Raw genomic sequence first — 21,389 nt, 5'->3', positions numbered from 1 at the left:
CCGTGGGCGGGCGGTGACTCCCACCAGGTGGCCTAACGCGACGCGAGGTGCGCCATGGTCCGTACGGCCTGTTCGAAGCACGCGATCGGCGCCCGAACGAGCCCGGCGCCCACCTGCCCCACACCGGCGTCGCGGTGGGCGATGCCGGTGTTGATGCGCGGTGTGAGGCCGGTGCGCACGACCTTGCGGATGTCGATGCCGGTCGGCGTCCCCCGAAAGTCGAGTTGCGGGATCCCAAACGCCGGGTTTTCGGCCAACGTGATCTCGTACATCTCCATCGTTGCGGCGAACGCATCGCGCGGCGACCCGCCCACGAACTTGACGATCGCCGGCGCGGCGGCCATCGCGAACGCGCCGATGCCCGCGGTCTCGGTGATCGTCGAGTCGCCGATGTCGGGGTTGGCGTCTTCCTCCCGGAATCCGGGGAAGTACAGGCCCTTGGGGATGTCGGCCGGCGCGGTGAACCACCTGTCTCCCAGACCCGAGACGCGGATCCCGAAATCCGTGCCGTTGCGGGCCATGCAGGTGACCAGCGTGCTGCCCTCAATGCCGTGGGCGGCGTCCATCGTCGCCTTGCACGCCGCCATCACGGGGTTGAGGATCGCCAGATCGTTGTCCGCCAGGTAGCGCAGCACGTCGTGCAGTGTCTGTGCATCCAGGTCGGCTCTTGCCAGGTGCGGGGCCAGCATCCGTGCGAACATTGCCGAGCCTGCGATGTTGCGGTTGTGGCCCTCGTCGCCCATCGTCAACTGCCGGGCGATCGTCGCCTTCATGTCCAGCCCGCCCGCAAGCTCCAGGGCGCGGCCGATTGCAGGCGCGAGCCGCTCGTTGATCCACCGGAGCCGGTCGAGCACGTCCGCGCTGTAGGCTCCGTAGCGCAGGACCTTGCCGTAGCCCTCGTTGAGATTGGAGTATGCGCGGTTGCCGTGCGCGCGGTTCTCCACGATGTACACGGGCATCGAGGCCGACGTCACCCCGGCCATCGGACCGACGGCGGCGTGGTGGTGGCAGGGTTCGAACTCGATCTCGCCTGAGGCGGCCAGGTATTGGGCGTGCTCGGCATCACGGGCGAGCCCTTCGTACAGCAACGCACCGATCACCGCCCCGCGCAGCGGGCCCGACATCCGGTCCCACGGAATTGGGGGCCCGGCGTGGAGCAACAGATTGGGGCGCATGCCCGGAACGACGTCCAGGGCACGCCCCACTCCGACGAGGACGGGGTGCGCGTCCAGCACCCTGCGCACGGCGGTTTCGTTGGCCGCGTCGATGTCCATGGGATCCCTGTCACCCTCCCAGTTTCGCCAGCAGGTTCATCATCTCCGCGTCGCCCCCGGCGGGCGGGCGCCAGTCTACCGAGACGACGGGCGTCCCTTGGGCCCGCAGGCTCTGCTCGAACAGCGCCAAGCCGACATTCACCACGCGCGGCCCGTCGCGCAACAACCGCTGGATCGCATCGGACACGCGCGGCACCGTCGCGGAACCCTGGGTGGCATGCAGCGCTGCAAGCGGCGGGGCATCGCCGGTGCGCGCCCCCACAGCCTCCGCAACGCGGCCGGCGAACCGCGCCGCCCGCGCGTTGGTCTCCTCGACGTGCACGCCGGCCTCGCGCAGGACCGTGATCTGCGCTGTGTGTCCCTGCGGGTCGGCGTCCGTCCCGCACACCGACGCCACGAACACCACCCGCCGGTCCGCCTTCCGCTGGGCCTCCTCCACCGCCGAGGCGACTTCGCCCGCGGGGTCGGGGTGCGCGCCGTATCCGAGCACGACGTCCAGCAGCACGACTGCCACCTCGGGGTCGGCCGCCTCCTCGACGATCCGTCTGTTGCGCACCTCCGGGTCGAGCATGGGGTGCAGCCGCCCTACGGTGAACTCGTCTGCGCCCAAGTCGACGACCGTGTGCTCCCGGCTGCGCAGCGGGTCGTCCAGACGCCACTGGAGCTCCAAGGGCGCATTGGACCACACCGGACCTACGTGGTCGCGCACCACCACCTGCGCTTCGGCACAAAGGGTCCCGCCGCTGTACAGACCGCGGATCCACCGCGCACCCGGCGCCGAGCGGAACGCCTCCAGCGCCGGCAGCGCCGACTCCTCCGGCTCCGGCACACGAACCCCGCCAAGCGCGGCGGCCATCGCCGCGGCGTCGTGCAGCGTGGTCGCAAAGTGTACGTCTCCGACCGGAGGACGTCCGGCGGCGCCGAGGAAGTTGACGACGACCGGTTTCCCGCATCCGGCGGCCATTGCCAGCACACGCCCGGCCACCTCGGCGGACGGCGGCTTCGACAGCAGGACGATGACGCGCGTCCGCTCGTCCGCAGCGAGCGCCGCCAACCCCGCCTCGAACGCGGCGCCGCCGACGCGATCAGACAGGTCTCGTCCGCCGGTGCCGAGGGCATGCGAGACACCGCTGCCCCACCGGTGCAGCAACGAGCTGACCTCCTGCAGCCCCGTTCCCGAAGCGGCGACGATCCCCACCGGTCCGCGCCGAACGGCGTTGGCGAACCCCAGGCCGACGCCCCCTATGAGCGCCGTCCCACAGTCCGGCCCCATCACCAACAACCCGCGCTGGGCAGCCAGCGCCTTCAGCCGCACCTCGTCGTCGACCGGCACGTTGTCACTGAACACCATGACGTGCAGCCCCTCGCGCAGCGCCTCCTCCGCGACCGGGGCGGCGAACCGGCCGGGCACCGACACGAGCGCCAGGTTGGCGCCCTCGAGGGTCGCCCGCGCCGTCCGGATGCTCTTGGGCAGGTACTCCTCACCGCCCGCCGAGGGGCGGCGGGTCAGCAGCGCGTCGATCCGGCCTAACGCGTCGAGGGCCGCCGCCTCGGTGTGCGCGCGCACCACCACGACCAAGTCGTCGGGTCCCGCCCGAGCCAGCTCCGGCGCGTCCAGGCTAGCGGCCCGCAGCATCTCCAGGTTGGCGGGCGTCCCCATCACGATCCCCGCCTCCTCGACGCCGGGCAGGTCGCGGAGGGCGCGCTGGGCCTGCATCAAAGACACCGAGTCGTGGTAGCTGCCCTTTCGCAGGACTGCACGGACCACCATGTCGCCTACTGTTTCCCTGCCCGGATGGGCCCTCCCTGCCGTCCCCGACCGCGGCGTGCGGTTTCCAGCGTCGGGAAGACACGTGACGGAGGAATCGCGCACCCCCCGCGCGAAACCCAAGGCATCACATTCCGCCGCAGAGGGGGGAAGATCGCATGCCGTGTCCGCTCCGATCGTCGTGGTTCCGGGGAGCTGCACTCCTGGTGGTGCTCGGCCTCCTGGTCGGATCCGCGCAGTTCACCTCCACGCTCGCCGCCCCGCAGCAGCAGACGACGCTGGCGATCTTGCACTTCAGCGTGATCCGCGGCACCACGTGGTCCGGCGCCCACCACCGCGCCGGGCAGAGGATCGCACAGAAGTACCCCAACGTGCGGTACGTGTACCGTGAGGAGGTGGCTCCCGACTCGACGGTGCCCTTCGCGGAGGCACTCATCCGCCAGGGTGCTGGCATCGTGGTGGGCAACGCTGAGTTCATGGGGCTGCCGCTGGGAGAGATCGCGGACCGGTACCCCAACGTCTACTTCGGCTCGGTGGTGGCCAGCGACGTCAGCCGCAAGCGCAACTTCATCCGCTACTTCCCCCGCCAGTATCAGGCGCTGTACCTCGAGGGCCTGATCGCGGGCGCGCTCACCCGTACCGGCAACATCGGTATCGTATCGGCCTTCCCGAACATCCAGGTCATCCGCCGCACTGCCGGTTTCTTCCTGGGCGTGCAGGACGCCGCCCGCACCCTGAACAAACGCATCAACGTCTACGTGAAGTACGTCGGCGACTGGTACAAGCCGACCGAGGAGCGCGACGTGGCGCGGGCGCTGGTCAGCCAGCAGCGCGTGGACGTGCTCACCCAGCAGACCGACTCCGGATCGCCGCTGGACGTCGCCCAGGAGCGGCGGATCTGGTTCGTCGGCAAGGACATGGACATCGTGGGTTTCTACGGGTGGTCCGACACCAACACGGTCGCGGTCTCGTTCGACACGCGTTGGGAAGTGATCTACGACCGAATGGTCCGGGACTACCTGGCGGGCAACCGCAACCCGCGCAACCTGTTGTATCTGGGCATGCGGGACACGATGACGCTAGCGGACGGGACGGTCGTCTCCGCCGTGGACATCATGAACAACCGGCGGGTCGGCGTCGACGCGATCAGCCCCAGAGCCCGTCCGATGATCCCGGCCTCGATCCTCCGGCTCGTGACGCAGCGGCGCCAGCAGATGATGCGCGGTGAGTGGGACCCGTTCCAGGCACACGCGCTCGTGAGCAACGGCACGGGACTGGCCCTGCGCGGCACCCCGATCCCTCCCAAGGGCACTGTCGTGAAGAGAGCCGGTGTGATGCCGACCGACGAGTGGCTGCTGTCGCAGTTCAACTTCGATCTGAACGGCATTACCATCTTGAGGTGAGCCCGTCCCGCGAGGACGGCAGCGCGGCGGGCGGGGACAGCCCCGGACACGCAGGGCTGTCCTCGCCGCACGTTTGCGCCCGCAGGGCACCGCGTCCGCAATGCCGCAGCCGACGCCTGACGGTTCCCCGCCCGACGTGATCCTCGCGGCGCGAGGGATTGTGAAGCGCTTTCCCGGCGTGCTCGCCCTCGACCGCGTCGATCTGGAGGTCCGTGCCGGTGAGGTGCACGCCGTCCTCGGACAGAACGGAGCGGGCAAGACGACGTTGATGAACGTCCTGTTCGGTCTGGTGGAGCCGGACGGAGGCGAGATCTACCTGCGAGGCAGGAGGGTGCACTTCCGGTCGGCCCACGATGCGCTGGACGCCGGGATCGGCATGGTGCACCAGACCCGCCGCCTCGTCACCGCCCACAACGTGCTGGAGAACATCGTGCTCGGGCATCCCCGCGCGCGGGGGCTGCTGGACCTGCGATCCGTGCGGCGGGAGGTGGAAGCGCTGTGCGCGCGCTACCGACTCCGCGTCGATCTGGACGCCAAGATCTGGCAGCTCTCCGAGGGAGAAAAGCAGTGGGTGGAGATCCTCAAGGCGCTGTACCGCCAGGCAGCGATTCTGATCCTCGATGAACCGACGGCTACGCTCACGCCCCCCGAGGTGGAGACGTTGCTTGCCGCACTCGATGTCTTGGTGCGTGAGCACGGTGTGACGGTCCTGCTCGTGACCCACAAGCTGCCGATCGTCATGCGCGCCGCCGACTCCATCACCGTCCTGCGGGCGGGCAGGGTGGTCGCACGCCTGCGCACCGCGGATGCGACCGAACACGACCTGGTCGTCCACATGATCGGACATGACGTGCCGGCGCGGGATGCGCATCCGCAGGCCCCCGGGGACCGCGTGCTCCTGTCAGTGGAGGATCTCTCCGCGTACGGCGACCGAGGGACGCTCGCGATCCGCGGGATGTCCTTCGACCTGCGCGAGGGCGAGATCCTCGGCGTCGCCGGTGTGACCGGCAACGGACAGGATGAACTGGCCCAGGTCCTCGCCGGACTGCGGCCCGTTGCCTCGGGGAAGGTGGTCTTCGCCGGTCGCGACATCACGGGTCTTGGGCCCTTGGACCGCTGGCGGATCGGCATGGGTTACGTCCCGGCCGAGCGGTCGACCGTGGGCTCCGTCGGAGCCTTCTCGCTGGTGGAGAACACCGCGCTCAACTATCACTTTGACGGCAGGGTCTGCCGCCGCGGCCTGCTCGACCCGACGGTGCTGGAACAACTGACGGCGCGGATCATGTCGACGTTCGACATCCGTGCGCCGCACACGAAAGTCCGCGCGCAGCACCTGTCCGGCGGGAACCTCCAGAAACTGATCCTCGGCCGCGTGCTGTCGCGCGAGCCGCGGTGCATCGTAGCGCACCTGCCCACGCAGGGTCTGGATGTGGAGGCCGCCGCATTCGTGCGCGCCAAGCTCCTCGAAGCCCGAGCGCGGGGCGCCGCGGTTCTGCTGATCTCCGAAGACCTCGACGAGATCCTCTCCGTGGCCGACCGTGTTGCGCCCATGTACGAGGGGCGCTTCGTCGCCGTACTCCCGCGGGACCAGGTGACGCCGCAGACCGTCGGTGCGATGATGGCCGGCCTGCAGCCGGCGGAGGCGGTCTAGTGGAAGGGACAGCACGCGGCATCACGCGGGCTCTGGTGGGCCCCGCGGCTGCCATCCTGCTGGCACTGGCGCTGTCGGCTCTTTTGTTTTTGCCGGCTGAAGGCGGCGTCCTCGCCGCGTACCGCATGATCTTCTCGTATGCGTTCGCCAACTTGCATGGATTCGTGGCCACCCTTCACCGGGCGATCTACCTCGTCCTGTGCACGTTCGCCTTCTTGATCCCGCTGCGCGGCGGGCTGTGGAACATCGGTCTGCCCGGGCAGGTCTTCGCCGGCAGTTTGGGGGCCTTCGCGGTGCCGTTCGCGCTGGGAGTCCATGACCCGGCGTCCACCTTCACACCCGGCACCGGATACGTCGTCCTGATGGTTGTCGCGGCGGCCGCCGCCGGAGCCGCACTGGCCGCCCTCACCGGCGTGCTGCGTGCCCGCCTCCAGGTGAACGAGATCCTCGTGACGATGATGCTGAACTCGATCCTTTTCTGGCTGGTTTCCGATTTCATCAAGGAGGGCGGCCCCTTCATGAGCGCCACGGCGGAGGGCGAGAGCTTCGCTTTGCCCGAGACGCTGCGCGCACCCCTGATGGCCGGTGTGCCGATCACCGCGCTGGTCGCGCTGGCCGGCGCGGCCGTGCTGGACTGGCTGTTCGCCCGGACAGCCGCCGGTTACAGGGTCCGGGCCTTCGGCCACAGCCCTCCCGCCGCCCGGTACGGGGGGATCAGCCCGCTGCGCGTCTCCGTCTGGGTGTTCGCGACCGGAGGCGCCTTCGCCGGGCTCGCCGGCTACCACTACTTCGCGGCCGTGCCCGGTCTGTACAAGATCCCCACCAACTACGGTTACTACGGCGACCTGGCTTTCTACGGCATCATCTGCGCGTTGATCGCCCGCGGCAGCGCGCTGGGCGCGGTCCCGGTCGCGGTGCTGTTCGCCGGGCTGTCGCTGGGCGGCCGCTTCGCCCAGGGCGCGCTGCACCTGCCGTTCGGCGTCGACTACGCGATGCTGGGGCTGCTCATGGTGACGTTCGTGGCGTCTCACTTCCTCGACCGGCTCCGGCTGCGCCCGCGGGCGCAGGCCGCCCCGGCGCTTGCGGAGTCGACCGCCGAGCACGCGTGAGGAGCGAGGCATGTCGGAACTGCTTCTGCGCAGCCTGGAAGCGTCGGCGATCTTCCTGCTGGCGGCCCTGGGCGAGACGACCAACCAGCGATCCGGTGTGCTGAACGTCGGCCTGGAGGGCGTGATGCTGTTCGGCGGCACGCTGGGGTTCATCGTCGCCCAGACTGCGGGCGACCACGGGCTCGGACTGGCCGCCGGGGTCGCGGTCGGAGCGCTGCTGGGGCTGGTGCATGCCTTCGTCTCCGTAACGTTGCGCGGCGACCAGGTCGTGAGCGGGATGGGCCTTTGGATTTTGAGCTTCGGCCTCACCACGTACATCGGCAACCCCTACACCGGACCGTTGGGCATGGAGCGCATCTCCACGATCGGGGGGCTTTCGCCGTTCCCGTACCTGGCGGTGGCGCTGGTCTGCGTCGCCTGGTTCGTACTGTTCCGAACGGGTCTTGGGCTCGCCATCCGATCCGTGGGGGAAAACCCCGCCGCCGCGGCCGCTTCGGGGATCAACGTCGCGCTCACCCGCTACGGGTGCACGCTCGTCGGGGGCGCCCTGGGTGGACTGGCGGGAGCCGCCTACACGCTGTCGTACAACCCGGTGTGGAACTACAACTTCCTCGGCGGATGGGGGTTCGTGAGCCTCGCCCTGGTGTTCTTTGCGATGTGGAACCCGTGGATCCTGCTCGTGGGGTCAGTTCTGTTCGGCACGATGTGGCAGCTGTCGCTGAGTCCCGAACTCGTCCTGCCCGGCGTCTTCTCCCGCTACGTCTGGCGCGCGGTCCCCTTCGTGACGACGATTTTGATCCTGACGATCATCTCCACACCGTGGTTTCGCACGCGGTGGGGCTTGGCGAAGCCCGAAGCCCTAGGCCTGCCATACCCGTCGGACTAGCCGGAGATCGGAAGCGGACCAGGATGTCCGCCTGCGGGGTGTCGGCCGGGTCGGCCCCGCAAGGTTGGTGCCCGGAGGGAGATTCGAACTCCCACGGGTTTCCCCACACGCCCCTCAAACGTGCGCGTCTGCCAATTCCGCCATCCGGGCACAACGTGGAGGCCGACCACGTCTTCGTCGAACCTCCGCCTTTGGATTATAGCGAGCCAACCGACCACGCACCACAGACGGTCCGAGATGTCTCGATCAGCGGGGAACGAAGGCCAGGTACATGGCGCTGAGCGCGAAGAGCACCGAGAAGATGGCCGTCGTGCGCGTGAAAAACGTCTCGCGGGGCCGAGGGCCGTGGAACAGCCGCGCGCTGCCGCCGATGGCTCCCAGGCCTTCGCCCTTGGGTCCCTGGAGGATGACCAGCCCGATCAGCGTGGCCGCCAGCACGAAGTGCACGATCAGAAGCGCCCTGTCCAAAGTCCCACCTCGTTTGGCGTCAACAACCTCCGCCATGCTAACAGACGGCCACCCCGTCGGCAAACCCCCTGAAGTGCAGCCGACCTGCAACTGGATGCTACACCCTCGCGGGCAACGCCGCCTCGACGATCCGGACGAACGCCTCCGGGTCCAGGCTCGCGCCGCCGACCAGCGACCCGTCGATCTCCGGGTGCTGCAGGAAGCCGGCGGCGTTGTCCGGATTGACGCTGCCCCCGTACTGGATGCGCATCCGGTCCGCCGACGGGCCGAAGCGCTGGCGCATCACGTCCCGGATCCATCCGATGACGCGGCGCGCGTCTTCGGGGGTGGCGGCACGGCCGGTGCCGATCGCCCAGACCGGCTCGTAGGCGATGACCAACCGTGCGGCCTCCTCGGACGTGATGGACGCGGTTCCCTCGGCCAGCTGTGCGGCGATCCGCTCCTCGGTGAGGCGGTCCTGGCGCTCCCGAAGCGTCTCGCCGACGCACAGGATGGGCACCAGCCCCGCGTCGAAGGCCGCCCTCACCTTCCGCCGCACCCGATCGTCGGTCTCTGCGAACAGCTCGCGCCGCTCCGAGTGCCCCACGATCACGTACGTGCAGCCGGCGGCGACGAGCATCGGACCGGACACCTCCCCTGTGAACGCACCCGCCCGCTCCCAGTGGAGGTCCTGCGCCCCCAGGCGGACCGGTGTCGCCCGAACGCGCTCTGCGACCGCGTGCAGGGCCGTGAACGGGGGGCACAGCGCCACCTCCACGTCGTCGGTCAGCGCGAGCAACCGCGGGAGCGCGACATCGCAGAAGGCGTGCGCCTCGCCGGCAGTCTTGTGCATCTTCCAGTTCGCGGCGATGAGGGGTAGGCGCGCCCGCATCCGCTACTCCCCGTCGTCCGGTGGGGCGTCGTCGTCTTGCAGGACGGCGATCCCGGGCAGCTGCCTGCCCTCGAGAAACTCCAGGGAGGCCCCGCCACCGGTGCTGATGTGGTCCACCCGATCGGCGAGGCCGAACTGCTCGAGTGCCGCCGCGGAGTCCCCCCCGCCGACGATCACGGTTCCCCCGCACTCCGCCACCGCCTCGGCGATCGCGCGCGTGCCGGCTGCGAACGGCTGCATTTCGAAGACACCCATGGGTCCATTCCAGACGACCAGGCCGGCGCCCCGAACGATCTGCGCGAAGCGGCGCGCGGTCTGCGGGCCGATGTCCAGGCCGATCCACCCGTCCGGGATGGCGTCGGCGGAGACGACCTGGGTCCGCGCCTCGGGGGCCAACCGGTCGGCCACCACGACGTCGGAGGGCAGCAGCAGCTCGACGCCCGAGCGTTGCGCTTGCTCCAGCAACTCCGCCGCCAGCGCGACTCTGTCTTCCTCCAGGAGCGAGGCGCCCACCCTGTGCCCCTGCGCCCGCAAGAACGTGTAGGCCATCCCACCTCCGATCAGGACGCTATCGGCCAGCGTCAGGAGGTTACGCACGACCCCGATCTTGTCAGACACCTTCTTGCCCCCCAGGACGGCCACGAGCGGACGGTCGGGGCTTTCGAGTACGCGGCTGAGGAAACGAATCTCCTTGTCCATCAGCAGCCCGGCGACCGCGGGGAGGTACCGCGCGACCCCGACCGTCGACGCGTGGGCCCGGTGGGCGGTCCCGAACGCATCGTTGACGTACAGGTCGCCCAACCGTGCGAGGCGTGCAGCGAACTTTGGGTCGTTCGCCTCCTCTTCGGGATGGAACCGGAGGTTCTCCAGCAGCACGACGTCCCCGGGCTCCATGCGGGCGACGGCACCCTCGACCTCCTCGCCGACGCAGTCGCCCAGCGTCGCCACGGACCGCCCCAGCAGCTCGGCGAGGCGACGGCCCACCGGGCGCAGCCGCAACGACTCGACCACCTTGCCCTTCGGACGCCCCAGGTGCGACATGAGGATGACCGCAGCGCCTGCATCGAGCAGGTGGCGAATCGTCGGCAGCGCTTCGCGGATCCGGCGGTCGTCGGTGATCGTTCCTCTGTCGTCCAGCGGAACGTTGAAATCCACCCGCACCAGGACCCGCCTGCCGCGGACGTCTACGTCCCGGACGGTCTTCTTCGTCATCTCCGTTGCACAAATGCTGCCAGGCGCAGGGGGGCGGCCGCTACACCCCTCTCTCCGCCATGTATCGTGCCAGGTCCGCCACCCGACATGCGTACCCCCACTCGTTGTCGTACCACGCGATCACCTTGACCAGGTTGCCGCCCACGACCAGCGTGTCCATCGCGCTGAAGATCGACGAGTGTTCGTTCCCCTTCAGGTCGCTGCTCACCAGCGGCTCCTCGGTGTACGCGAGGATCCCTCGCAACTTCTCCTCGGACCAGCGCTTCATCGTCTCATTCACCGTCGCCTTGTCGACGTCCCGCCGGGTCACCGCCGTGAAGTCGATCACCGAGACGGTGGACACGGGAACCCGGAAGGCCATCCCCGTGAACTTGCCCTGCAGCTCCGGGATCACCAGCCCTACGGCCTTGGCCGCGCCCGTCTCCGACGGGACGATGTTCATCGGGGCGGCGCGCGCATCACGCGGGTCCGCCGCCGCCAGGTCCAGAAGCCGCTGCGTGTTCGTGTAGGCGTGGACGGTCGTCAGCACGCCCTTGTCGATCCCGAACTCCTCGTACAGCACGCGCGCCACCGGCGCGAGCCCGTTCGTCGTGCAGGACGCGTTCGAGACGATGCGGTGGCGGCTGGGATCGTACCGGTCCTCGTTGACGCCCAGCACGATCGTCAGATCCTCGTTCTTGGCCGGCGCGGAGATGATGACCCTCTTCGCTCCGGCCTCGATGTGCCCCCGCGCCCGGTTCGCGTCGGTGAACAGTCCGGTCGACTCCACGACGAGTTCCACGCCCACGTCGCGCCACGGGACGGCTGCCGGGTCGCGCTGGGCGAACACCCGGATCTCGTCTCCGTCGATGACGATGGCCCCGTCGCGCACCTCCACGCTGCCCGGATACATCCCGTAGTTGGTGTCGTACTTGAACAGGTGCGCGTTCATCTCGGCGTCGACCAGATCGTTAACCGCCACGACCTGCACGACGCCCCGGGCGCGCTCACGCATCGCCTTCAGCGCCTGCCGTCCGATCCTTCCAAAGCCGTTGATGCCCACACGCACCGCCATCGGAATCCTCCTCCTGCCGTTGGCCACCCGTGAAACGGGACGCCCGTAGATCAGCCGTCCACCGCAGTCTGCGCTGCCGCCCCACCCTCACGCGTGTACGGGCGCAGCAGGTCCCGGCGGACGTAGCTCACGTTGTCGAAGATCCGCATGCTGAACACGATCACCGCCCCCAGGTAGATGTCCACCCCGAGCAGGTCCCCGATCGCGGTCAGCAGCGCGGCGAACGAGGTGTTCACGAGGAATCCGCTTGTGAACACCATCAGATCGAACCGCTTCTCCAGCTGTGCCCGCACCCCACCGAGGATCGTGTCCAGGGCCGCGAGCACGGCGATGGCCGTGTACTTGACGAAGCCCAGCGGAATCTCGATGCCCACGAGGAGCCCGAGCAGAACACCTGCGATCAGGCCGACGAGAGGTAGCCACATGACGACACCCCCGGCAGGAAGTCAGTCGCTCGTATCGGGTCTGACGTGCGAGAAGCGGAAGCCGCCGCGGTACGCAGGCACCACCAGCCGCCGCGCCCGTGTGACCTGGACCGGGAAGTCGAAGGCCCGCAGCAGACGCACGGGGCTGCCGGGGCCCGTCAGGGCCTCGTAGAGTTTTCCCGGGTCGCCGATCGCCGTGACGACGTACGGAGGAGCGATGCGTTTCGCGTTGCACAGGATGGTCGTGCCCACACAGCTCAGGCCCGTGCTGGCGACGATGCGTTCGCCGTTCAACGCCACGGCCTCGGCGCCGGCGGCCCACAGCGCGGCGACGACCGCGTGTATGTCCGTATAGTGGATGATCGTAAGGTTGGGGTCGTCTCCCGGCTGCAGCGGCCGCAGGCTGTCGCGCATCTCGACCACCACGCCCGGACCCGCAACTGCTTCCAGTCCCGCCTGAAGCCGCAGCGCCCGCAGCTGTCGGCGCACCTGGAGCAACGCCCCCTGGTCGCGGGCCGCAGCGTCCTCGTAGGCCGCGAGCTGATCCCGCAGGCTGGCAATTTCGGCCTCCAGCCGCTCGCGGTAACGGGCCTGTTCTTCCAGCAGGAACGCCAGCTCTTCCAGGCGCTGAGAGGAGATGCGCAGCTCCCGGCGGACCAGGTTCTCGATCCGGAGCTGCCAGGCCACCAGGAATCCCGCGGCCAGCAGCACCGCGGTGAGGACAATTTGCAGGCGCGTGAAGGGGAGGCGCCGCATCACGGTTCCAGTATACGGGGGTGGTCGAGGAGAAGCGCTGGTCGGGCACTCCGCCCCCCGTGTGGCGTCCGCCGCTGCTCGCTCACGGGCTGGCCGCTGCGTGTTTGGCTTCCAGCTTCTTCTTGATGCGCTTCAGCCGGAAGACATCCTCGCGGGCCCGCTGCTCCAGCACGTCGTTGATGTAACGGATCTCCACCTGGATGCGCGGGATCACGATTTGCTCCAGCGCGTTGACGCGACGAGTGGTCTTCTTGATCTCCTCGCCGATCTTGCGCAGCTTGATCTCCGTGCTGGCCACCTCGAGGATCGCGGCCACCACTTCCTCGAAGTTGTCAGCGCTCTCGATGGTGCGGGCGCTCACCGCCGCGGGGTTCATCCCGCGTTCCAGCACCGGCCGACGGACTTCCGGGGCACGCACTTCCGGCACCTTGATTCCCCAGATGTTGTGGATCTCGACGTTCACCAGCAGCCGCCGGCTGTCCGCCATCGACGCGGCCTCCAGTGCCTGCCGCCCCTCGACCGCCTTGGCCAGGCTCAGCACGACGTAGGCCTTCTCGCACGCCGCGTTCAGCCGCTCGCGCGCGGCCAGCGCCTGGCGCACCACGTTGAAGAAGTCCGCCACCAACGCGTCCCGCTTGCGCTTGAGCAGATCGACGCCCTGCCGCGCGATGCGCAACTGGTTCTTGCGCTGCAGCAGGTTCATGCGGGTGGGACTCAGCGTCTGCATCAATCTGTCCGGAGCCCGTACCGGGACTTCCTCGCTTCGACGTCGGCCGCCACGGCGTCTCGCCGGGGCTGCTCGCTCACATCTGACTCAACCGATCTCCCTTTCGGCCCCAGATCTCCTCCATCGCCGCACCATAGTACTTGTTGATGTGATCCTGGCTCAACCGCTTGAGCTCGGTCTTGGGGAACACCGACAGCAGCCCCCATCCCAGCGTCAGCGTCTCCTCGATCGACCGGTCCGTGTTGCCCTGACCGATGAAGACGCGCTCGAACTCTTCGGCGAACTTCAGGTACAGCCGGTCCAGGTCGGTCAGAGCTTCCTCGCCGATGATCGCCACCAGCCGCCGCAGGTCCAGCCCGTTCGCGTAGGCGGAGTAGAGCTGGTCGGAGACCTGCTTGTGGTCCTCCCGCGTCCGGCCCTTTCCGATCCCGTTGTTCATCAGCCGTGACAGGGATCCCGGGGGCGTGATCGGCGGATAGATGCCCTGGCGGTGCAGCCCCCGGCTCAACAGGATCTGCCCCTCGGTGATGTAGCCGGTGAGGTCTGGGATCGGGTGGGTGATGTCGTCGTCGGGCATCGACAGGATCGGGATCTGGGTGATCGACCCCTTCTTCCCGCGGATCTTGCCCGCCCGTTCGTAGATCGTGGCCAGGTCGGTGTACATGTACCCGGGATACCCACGACGGCCGGGGATCTCCTCACGCGCGGCGCCGATCTCGCGCAGCGCCTCGCAGTAGTTTGTCATGTCCGTGAGGATCACCAGCACGTGGGTGTCCAGCTCGAACGCGAGGTACTCCGCGGTCGTCAGCGCCACGCGCGGCGTCATCAGCCGTTCGATCGTTGGATCGTCGGCCAGGTTCATGAACACCACCGAACGGCTCAGCGCACCCGTGGACTCGAACTCCTCGATGAAGAACGAGGCTTCGCGCTGCGTGATCCCCATCGCGGCGAACACGACGGCGAACGCCTCTTCTTGTCCGGGGACCTTCGCCTGCCGCGCGATCTGCGCGGCGATCTCATTGCCCGGCAGGCCCGATCCCGAGAAGATGGGCAACTTCTGCCCCCGCACCAACGTGTTCAGGCCGTCGATCGTGCTGATCCCGGTCTGGATGAACTCCGCGGGCTTCTCGCGCGCCACCGGGTTGATGGGCGAACCGATCACGGGAACGCGCTTTTCTGGGATGATCGGCGGCAGGCCGTCGATCGGCTCCCCGAGCCCGTTGAACCGGCGGCCGATCATCTCACGGCTGACGCCGATGCGGGCCACGTCCTCGCGGAGGCTGATCGAGGTCGTCGCCAGGTCCAGCCCGCGGGTTTCCTCGAACACCTGGATGACCGCGGTCTTCTCGGACACCTCGATCACCTGGCCGCCGCGCACGCTGCCGTCTCCGACGTGGATGTTGACGATCGCGCCGTAGGAGAGGTCGCGCGCACCTTCCACGAACAGCAGCGGACCCGAGATGTAGCTGAGGGACTGATACCGTTTCGTCGCCAGTTCCATCGCCGGCCTCCCTCATGCCCCCGTCGCCGCCGCGGGGACCGCCGCCCCGAACGCCTGCGGGATCCGGTTCATGATGTCCGTATAGCGGGCTTCCCAGTCTTCGCGCCTCACTTCCTTCAGCCGCGCGATCTCCGCCTGCAGCGGCAGGTTGAGCAGATCGTCGATCGTCATCGCCCCGCGGCGCAGCGCATCGGAGGCGGCGTGGTAGAAGGCGAGGATCACCTTGGCCATGCCGTAGGACTTCTCGGGCGGGCAGTAGGCGTCTACGTCCGAGTAGGCCGACTGCTGCAGGAAGTCCTCGCGGATCATCTTCCCGACCTCGACCACCAGACGCTGCTCGTCCTGCAGCGCGTCGGGACCGACGAGCTGGACGATCTCGAGCAGCTCCGCCTCCCGCGCCAGCAGCGCGGAGATCTCGTTGCGGGCTTCGACGAAGTCCTCGGCTACGTTCTCCCGATACCAGCGCTCCAACCCGACCGCGTACAGGCTGTACGAGCGGTTCCAGTTGATCGCCGGGAAGTGCCGGCGGTTGGCCAGGCTGGCGTCCAGCGACCAGAACGTGCCCACGATCCTCAGCGTCGACTGGGTGACCGGCTCGGACAGGTCGCCGCCCGGCGGGGAGACGGCGCCGATGATCGTGATCGATCCGTTGCGCTCGGGCTTCCCGACGAGCACGGCGCGGCCGGCCCGCTCGTAGAACGCCGCCAGCTTCGCGGCCAAATAGGGCGGGTAGCCTTCCTCGGCGGGCATCTCCTCCAGACGCGAGGAGATCTCCCGCAGCGCTTCGGCCCAGCGGCTCGTGGAGTCGGCCATCAGCGCCACCGAATAGCCCTGGTCCCGGAAGTACTCGGCCATCGTCACGCCGACGTAGATCGAGGCCTCGCGGGCGGCCACCGGCATGTTCGACGTGTTCGCGACGAGGATGGTGCGCTCCATCAAAGGACGGCCGGTGAGCGGGTCTTCGAGTTCCGGGAATTCGACCAGGACGTCGGTCATCTCGTTTCCGCGCTCTCCGCACCCGACGTAGACGATCACCTGCGCGTTGCCCCACTTGGCGAGCGACTGCTGCATGACGGTCTTCCCGGATCCGAACGGACCCGGGATCGCCGCCGTCCCGCCCATCGCAATCGGGAACAGCACGTCGAAGATCCGCTGGCCAGTCAGGAACGGCTCGCGTGGATCGAGTTTGCGCCGGACGGGCCGCGGCTGCCGCACAGGCCACCGGTGCAGCATACTGAGTGTGGATCCGTCCTCGAACCGGACGACGGGTGCCTCGACCGTGTACGAACCGGCCCGGACGTCGGCGATCCGGCCCCCGCGGTGGTCTGGCGGGACGAGGATGCGGTGCGTGAACGTGAACTCCCTTACGGTGCCCAGCACGTCCCCGGGGCCGACCTCGTCACCGGGTGCTACCCCCGGCTCAAACTCCCACGTGCGCTCCCGATCGATGCTGTGGACGACCACACCGCGGCGGATGAAGGGGGTTTGCTCGCGCTCTTGGATGACGTTCAGCGGGCGCTGGACGCCGTCGTAGATCGCGTTCAACATCCCGGGGCCGAGCTCGACCATCAGCGGTCCGCCCGTGGACACGACCGGCTCGCCGACGTATAGGCCCGAGGTGTCCTCGTAGACCTGGACGAACGCCGTCGGGCCGTCGAGGCGGATGATCTCGCCGAGCAGCCCCTCTTGCCCGACCTTCACGATGTCGTACATCCGTGCCCCGGGAATCCCCTCGGCGATCACCGCCGGGCCGGAGATCTTGACGATTCGGCCAGCGCTGGCCATGGTGTACCCTCCCTCGTCCTACTTCAGCTTCACGTAGAACCCGATGTTCTCCTTGACCAGCCGGGCGATGTACTCCTCCCCGGACTCGAGCTGGGCCTTCGGGGCCGGGAACGGCACGAGGATCGGCATGTCGCGGCCGCGCATCAGGCGGGCCCGCTCGTCTTCCGTCCCCGCCAGCAGCGCTTCGTTGACCGCGACCAGGCCGTAGTCCCCGGACATCAGGCTGCGCAGAATTTCCAGCGCCGCCTGCGGCGTGTCCGCCTCAAAGACCTCGACGCCGGCCAGCCGGAAACCGGTGGCGGTCTCGGGATCGGTCAGGATCGCGATCCGGGTGGCCATGAGGTGCCTGGTGCGGGCTGATCGCTCATCGCGTTCCTACACAAGGGCCATCTCCCTGCGCACGACGTCGCGGGGGATGCCCAGCACCTTGCTGCGGGCGATCAGCCGCAGGTTGCGGATCTCGCTGTACAGCATCGCGACAAACCCGATCACCACGTCGATGGCCAGCGGGTCGCCCAGGTACAGGCGCGCCAGATGCCGCGCGTACTCCTCGTCCAACGACCGCTCCTGGTCGGCAATCGTGCTGCCCTCCGGATGGATGCCGCGGGCGCGCAGCTCCCGGGTGCCCCACTCCGCCGTCTGCGGATCGGCCAGGTTCAAAAATACCTCCGGTGAGACCACGGCCCCACCCGGGAGGAAGAAACGGCGCCTGTCCTCACGCGGCAGGTCCGGGATCCGCTGCAGTTTCAGCGCCGTCTTGACGTTGGTGTGATCGATCTCCATCTGGACGATCTCGCGCACGACGCTCTCACTGCGACCGGATCCGCGTGCCATCCGCAGCGCCCACTCGAAGTAGTGGCGGTCCAGTCCGAGTTCCAGCGCCAATAGGTCCTTCGTCTCCTGGTAGTCCCGCAGCCCCTCCACCAGCGCCTCCGCCAGCGGGTGTCCCCACGTCGACAGTGTGGAGGCGATCGCCGCGACGTCGGGCTGCTGGGCGAGTTCGCGCAGGCGCACCTCGGTCAGCTGGCCAGCGGGCACCAGGTTCTCGGTGACCTCCTCCGGGTTGCGGCCGGCGTGCTTGGCCCGCAGAACGGCACGCAGGTTGTGGAGGTCCCAGTCCATCAACACGACTTCGATCAGCTGCCTGGCCCTGCCCTCGGCGAACGAGAGGATCCGGCGCACGTTCTTCTGGAAGTGCTGCATCAGCGCTTCGTCCACGGCGCGGATGCCCTGATAGCGCGTCAGGGCTTCTTGCAGTTCGGGCCCATAGGGCGTGTTGCCCAGCGCCGCCAGCAAGCCGTCGAGGTCGGGCAGCGCCAGCAGTTCCTCTATCCGGCCGGGCAGCAACAACCGGGACCGCATGCCCTTGACCCGTGCGTTGATGTACCCGAAGTCGTCCGGCATCCCGGGCTAGCCCCATAGGAGTTCGGCGACCTGAGCGACGAGCACCGCCTTCGCACGCTCCAGCCGCGAGCGCAGGGTGTTCTCCACCACGAAGCGACCGTCCACGCTGCGGACGCGGACGCCGCGACGGAGGTCACGGGACGGGCGGACCTCTGCGTCAAGACCCAGCTGACGCGCCGTCTCCTGCACGGCCGCCACGTCCTCTTCCGCGCACTCGACGACGGGGCCGCCGACGCCCTCCGCCGCCTCCGCGAGCAGTCGCCCCAGGATGCGCTCGTACGTCTGGCGATCAGACGCGATCCGATCCAACTCGCGCTCGGCGGCGGCGAAGACCGATGCGATCGTCTCGTCCTTCGCCTGGAGCAGGACCGAGGCCGCGCGCAGGTTGCTCGTCCCGCGCGCGCGCACACGCGCGGCCTCCACCTCGGCGTCGACGCGGCGCCGCTGGGACGCGATCTGCTCGTCCGCAGCGGCCTGAGCGTCCTCGACGATCTTCTGGGCGCGCCGTCGGGCCTCGGTGAGGATCCGTTCGCGCTCGGCATTCGCTTCCTGCTCGAGGAGCGCGATCAGTTCAGAGTCCATGCCCGTCCTCGCTTCCGTTGCCGTCGCCATTGCGTACCCTCTCCCAGGGCATCCCGTCTGCGGCGGCGTGTGACGATTCGCGGCGGATCACCTGCCGGATCCGCCCGGGGAGCCCGCCGGCGGCAACGCGCGTCCCCCCGGCTCGCTCCGTTTCGGCCTAGATCTTGCCGATCAAGAAGAACGCCACCAGGAACCCGAGGATGATCATCGTCTCGGGCAGCGCCAAAAAGACCAGCATCAGACCGCCGATCTCCGGGCGCTCCGCCATGGCGCCAGCAGCGGCCGATCCGATCCGTGACTGGGCCCACGCCGTGCCGACCGCGCCGAACGCCACCGCCAGCGCCGCGGCGATCCCCAGCAGGCCGGCGTTCAGCCCCGTTGCCCCCGGCGCCGCAGGTGCCTCGGCCGCCAGCGCCCCACTCGCCACCACCGCCACCACCGTGAGCGCGACGACCACGACGAACAACGCTCGCTTCAACCTACTCACCTCCCGCACGTTGGAATGGTTGGTACTTCTCGCCGGTCTCGGAATGGTACTTGAACTTTGTGAAGAACTCGACCCAGTTGAGACGGGCCGGCTGGATGACGTGCCCGATCAGGGTCAGCAGCACAAAGAACAACTGGATGAAGATGCCAAAGAAGATGCCCACGATCAGCGGCCCCGCCTGGCCACCGAGCTCGTTGGCCACGTTGGCCAGCAGCGCCGCGGCCAGCCCGAGGGCGAACAATCGCGCGTAGGAGAGGATGTGGCCGAGCGCCGAGAACGACTCCAGCGGCAACAGCGTCTTCTCCAGCACCGACCCGGCCCGGACGAAGAACACCGCCACAAACATGATCCCGAACGCCAGCGCCAGCAGCCCGGCCACCGGCGCAAACTCCGCCGGGAAGAACCCTCCGCGCGCGGCCAAGAACACGAGCAGGGCCGCGCCGCCCGCGGCCAGCGCCAGCGCCTCCAGCGTGTGGAACCAGTTGCGGTGCCGCAAGGCGCCGAGCATGTGCAGCCCCAGGCCGAAGAACACCTGTACGATCCCGAAGCCGAAGATCAGCCGCAAAAACGCGTCGGTGTTGTGGACGCGGTTGAAGATTGGCTCGAGGTGGAAGTGGTGTTCGATCAGGTTGCCGAAAAATTCACCGTACAGCACACCGAACAGGATCACCCACGCCGCGCAGACGCGCACGACCCAGGAGATCGCATCCAGGGTAGGCGGAGCGATCCGGATGTTGAGCAGGCGGAAGATCCGATCCGCGAGGTCGCGGGGGGGCGTACCTCCCAGCGGGACCCCGGCCCGCGCGCGCTTACGCAACCCCCAACCCATCCAGAAGAACAGCAGGCCGTAGGCGGCATCCCCGATCACCATCCCGATGAAAATGGGAAAGAAGATCGCCACCCAGATCGTCGGGTCCAGGTACCCGTACCGGGGCGGCTTGAACAGCCCCAGCAGGAGGGTGAACGGCTGTGCCCAGGGCGGGTTCTGCAGGATGACCGGCACACGCGCGGCCTCGTGGTGGTCGTGGGGATCTGCAGGCGCGTCGTAAACGACGATCTCGTCGCCGAACTGCCGGTGCAGCACCCCGCGCAGCTGCCCCACCTTCTGCGTGGGCACCCACCCGTGGACGATGAAGGTGTAGCGCGACTGCGCAAAGCGTGGCAGGACCTGGAGCTTGCCGAGTTCGTCGCGCACATACGCCTCGATCGCCTGGACCGTGGCCCGGGCACGCCGGCTCAGGCCTTCCAGCAGACGTGCGAGTTCGGCGATCTCCTGCGGGAGCGCCTGGCGCCGGCGCTCCATCTCCTGGATGGCCTCCGCCGCCGGCCGGCCTACGAACTTCGCCGGCAGCCGCAACTCGCTGATGCTGGCCCGCTGAAGAAACGACCGCACGGCTTCCGCGTCGCGCCGGTGGAAGGCTACCACGACGCCGACGTGGCGCTCGTCGACCTGCCGGCTGACCACCTCGACGCGGCCTTCGGTCAGCCGGTTGAGCTCCTTATGCAGGCCGGCGACGGCGTCCAGAGCCTTGCCCTTCAGCACGAAGCCGTACGTCTCGAAGTGCTTGCTGTCCGACAGTGCGCCCAGCAGGGGAGACAGGACCCGCACCGCGTTCTCGTAGGCCGCGATCAGCTCCCTCTCTTCTTCCGCCTCCAGGCGGCGCCGGGTGAGATCCCGGGCCTCGCGCTCGATCGGCTCGAGCAGTGCCTCGACCTCCTCGAGGCTCCGCCCGGACAGATCCGGGATCTCCTGCTCCCCCCCGACGCGCGGCAGCAGGGCCAGCAGTCCCCCGACGCGGGACGACAGCGCCTCCAGCTGCCGGCGGCGGGCTTCCTCTTCGCTGCCGGGCTCCAACGGCCGGACGGAGGGGACCTCTTCCGCTTCGACGCGGTCGACGTGCATCACGCCCACCCGCTGGATCGCCTCCGTCACCTGTCCCAGCAGACGCTTGGGACCCAGGACGATCACCCGGCTCATTTCTACGATCATCCGATCACCACCCGCTCGGGCGCGCGTCCGCCCAAC

20 protein-coding genes and 1 tRNA gene are annotated in these 21,389 nt (G+C 68.6%); 4 read left to right on the top strand and 17 right to left on the bottom strand.

Annotation, left to right across the window (positions count from 1 at the left end; all coding sequences use genetic code 11):
- Window positions 1–32: 32 nt before the first annotated feature.
- Together QN163_05445 and fdrA are read right to left on the bottom strand one after the other, a co-directional pair.
- Window positions 33–1,274, bottom strand: a complete 1,242-nt coding sequence (locus QN163_05445) for a DUF1116 domain-containing protein (protein MDR5683455.1) — start codon at window positions 1,272–1,274, stop codon at window positions 33–35.
- Window positions 1,275–1,284: 10 nt separating this feature from the next.
- Window positions 1,285–3,045 carry an acyl-CoA synthetase FdrA gene (gene fdrA / locus QN163_05440; GenBank protein MDR5683454.1) on the bottom strand — a complete coding sequence of 587 codons (1,761 nt, stop codon included), beginning with the start codon at window positions 3,043–3,045 and terminating at the stop codon, window positions 1,285–1,287.
- A 155-nt stretch (window positions 3,046–3,200) separates the two neighbouring features.
- Here fdrA and QN163_05435 point away from each other — a divergent pair, with 155 nt between their 5' ends.
- The 4 genes from QN163_05435 to QN163_05420 all read left to right on the top strand — a co-directional run bounded on the left by QN163_05435 (window position 3,201) and on the right by QN163_05420 (window position 8,091).
- Entirely contained in the window at window positions 3,201–4,445 is a 1,245-nt protein-coding gene (locus QN163_05435) for a BMP family ABC transporter substrate-binding protein (protein ID MDR5683453.1), read from the top strand.
- Window positions 4,446–4,605: 160 nt separating this feature from the next.
- Window positions 4,606–6,096 (top strand): ABC transporter ATP-binding protein, encoded by a 1,491-nt coding sequence (locus QN163_05430; GenBank protein MDR5683452.1) that lies wholly within the window; start codon window positions 4,606–4,608, stop codon window positions 6,094–6,096.
- Window positions 6,096–7,205, top strand: coding sequence for an ABC transporter permease (locus QN163_05425; protein ID MDR5683451.1), 1,110 nt, complete (start codon window positions 6,096–6,098; stop codon window positions 7,203–7,205). The genes QN163_05430 and QN163_05425 overlap by 1 nt, the downstream gene beginning before the upstream one ends.
- A gap of 10 nt (window positions 7,206–7,215) precedes the next feature.
- Complete coding sequence (locus QN163_05420; GenBank protein ID MDR5683450.1) at window positions 7,216–8,091, top strand: ABC transporter permease; 876 nt, start codon at window positions 7,216–7,218, stop codon at window positions 8,089–8,091.
- Window positions 8,092–8,156: 65 nt separating this feature from the next.
- Here the strand turns inward: QN163_05420 and QN163_05415 are convergent.
- The 15 genes from QN163_05415 to QN163_05345 all read right to left on the bottom strand — a co-directional run bounded on the left by QN163_05415 (window position 8,157) and on the right by QN163_05345 (window position 21,353).
- Window positions 8,157–8,241 (bottom strand) — tRNA-Leu (locus QN163_05415).
- Between the two features lie 96 nt (window positions 8,242–8,337).
- On the bottom strand, window positions 8,338–8,559 hold the full coding sequence (gene secG / locus QN163_05410) for a preprotein translocase subunit SecG (protein MDR5683449.1): 222 nt from the start codon (window positions 8,557–8,559) through the stop codon (window positions 8,338–8,340).
- A gap of 97 nt (window positions 8,560–8,656) precedes the next feature.
- Window positions 8,657–9,430, bottom strand: a complete 774-nt coding sequence (tpiA, locus tag QN163_05405; GenBank protein ID MDR5683448.1) for a triose-phosphate isomerase — start codon at window positions 9,428–9,430, stop codon at window positions 8,657–8,659.
- 3 nt (window positions 9,431–9,433) lie between these two features.
- Window positions 9,434–10,642 (bottom strand): phosphoglycerate kinase, encoded by a 1,209-nt coding sequence (locus QN163_05400; GenBank protein ID MDR5683447.1) that lies wholly within the window; start codon window positions 10,640–10,642, stop codon window positions 9,434–9,436.
- A 40-nt stretch (window positions 10,643–10,682) separates the two neighbouring features.
- On the bottom strand, window positions 10,683–11,696 hold the full coding sequence (gene gap, locus QN163_05395; protein MDR5683446.1) for a type I glyceraldehyde-3-phosphate dehydrogenase: 1,014 nt from the start codon (window positions 11,694–11,696) through the stop codon (window positions 10,683–10,685).
- Window positions 11,697–11,746: 50 nt separating this feature from the next.
- Complete coding sequence (locus tag QN163_05390) at window positions 11,747–12,121, bottom strand: small basic family protein (protein ID MDR5683445.1); 375 nt, start codon at window positions 12,119–12,121, stop codon at window positions 11,747–11,749.
- Between the two features lie 21 nt (window positions 12,122–12,142).
- Window positions 12,143–12,877: a DUF881 domain-containing protein gene (locus tag QN163_05385; protein ID MDR5683444.1), complete on the bottom strand. Its 735-nt coding sequence runs from the start codon at window positions 12,875–12,877 to the stop codon at window positions 12,143–12,145.
- An 82-nt stretch (window positions 12,878–12,959) separates the two neighbouring features.
- Window positions 12,960–13,604, bottom strand: coding sequence for a V-type ATP synthase subunit D (locus QN163_05380; GenBank protein ID MDR5683443.1), 645 nt, complete (start codon window positions 13,602–13,604; stop codon window positions 12,960–12,962).
- Between the two features lie 76 nt (window positions 13,605–13,680).
- Complete coding sequence (locus QN163_05375; GenBank protein ID MDR5683442.1) at window positions 13,681–15,105, bottom strand: V-type ATP synthase subunit B; 1,425 nt, start codon at window positions 15,103–15,105, stop codon at window positions 13,681–13,683.
- 12 nt (window positions 15,106–15,117) lie between these two features.
- Window positions 15,118–16,890, bottom strand: coding sequence for a V-type ATP synthase subunit A (locus QN163_05370; protein MDR5683441.1), 1,773 nt, complete (start codon window positions 16,888–16,890; stop codon window positions 15,118–15,120).
- A gap of 18 nt (window positions 16,891–16,908) precedes the next feature.
- Window positions 16,909–17,229, bottom strand: a complete 321-nt coding sequence (locus QN163_05365) for a V-type ATP synthase subunit F (protein MDR5683440.1) — start codon at window positions 17,227–17,229, stop codon at window positions 16,909–16,911.
- 36 nt (window positions 17,230–17,265) lie between these two features.
- The gene (locus QN163_05360) at window positions 17,266–18,294 is read right to left on the bottom strand and encodes a V-type ATPase subunit (GenBank protein MDR5683439.1); all 1,029 of its coding nucleotides are present in this window, start codon (window positions 18,292–18,294) and stop codon (window positions 17,266–17,268) included.
- 6 nt (window positions 18,295–18,300) lie between these two features.
- Window positions 18,301–18,876, bottom strand: a complete 576-nt coding sequence (locus tag QN163_05355; GenBank protein ID MDR5683438.1) for a V-type ATP synthase subunit E — start codon at window positions 18,874–18,876, stop codon at window positions 18,301–18,303.
- A gap of 157 nt (window positions 18,877–19,033) precedes the next feature.
- Entirely contained in the window at window positions 19,034–19,354 is a 321-nt protein-coding gene (locus QN163_05350; protein ID MDR5683437.1) for a V-type ATP synthase subunit K, read from the bottom strand.
- 1 nt (window position 19,355) lies between these two features.
- Window positions 19,356–21,353: a hypothetical protein gene (locus tag QN163_05345; protein MDR5683436.1), complete on the bottom strand. Its 1,998-nt coding sequence runs from the start codon at window positions 21,351–21,353 to the stop codon at window positions 19,356–19,358.
- Window positions 21,354–21,389 lie beyond the last annotated feature (36 nt).

The sequence above is a fragment of the Armatimonadota bacterium genome, assembly GCA_031432545.1.
In the GTDB taxonomy this organism is placed as follows: Bacteria; Sysuimicrobiota; Sysuimicrobiia; order Sysuimicrobiales; family Sysuimicrobiaceae; genus Caldifonticola; species Caldifonticola tengchongensis.
This window is presented reverse-complemented; position numbering and strand designations above follow the sequence as displayed.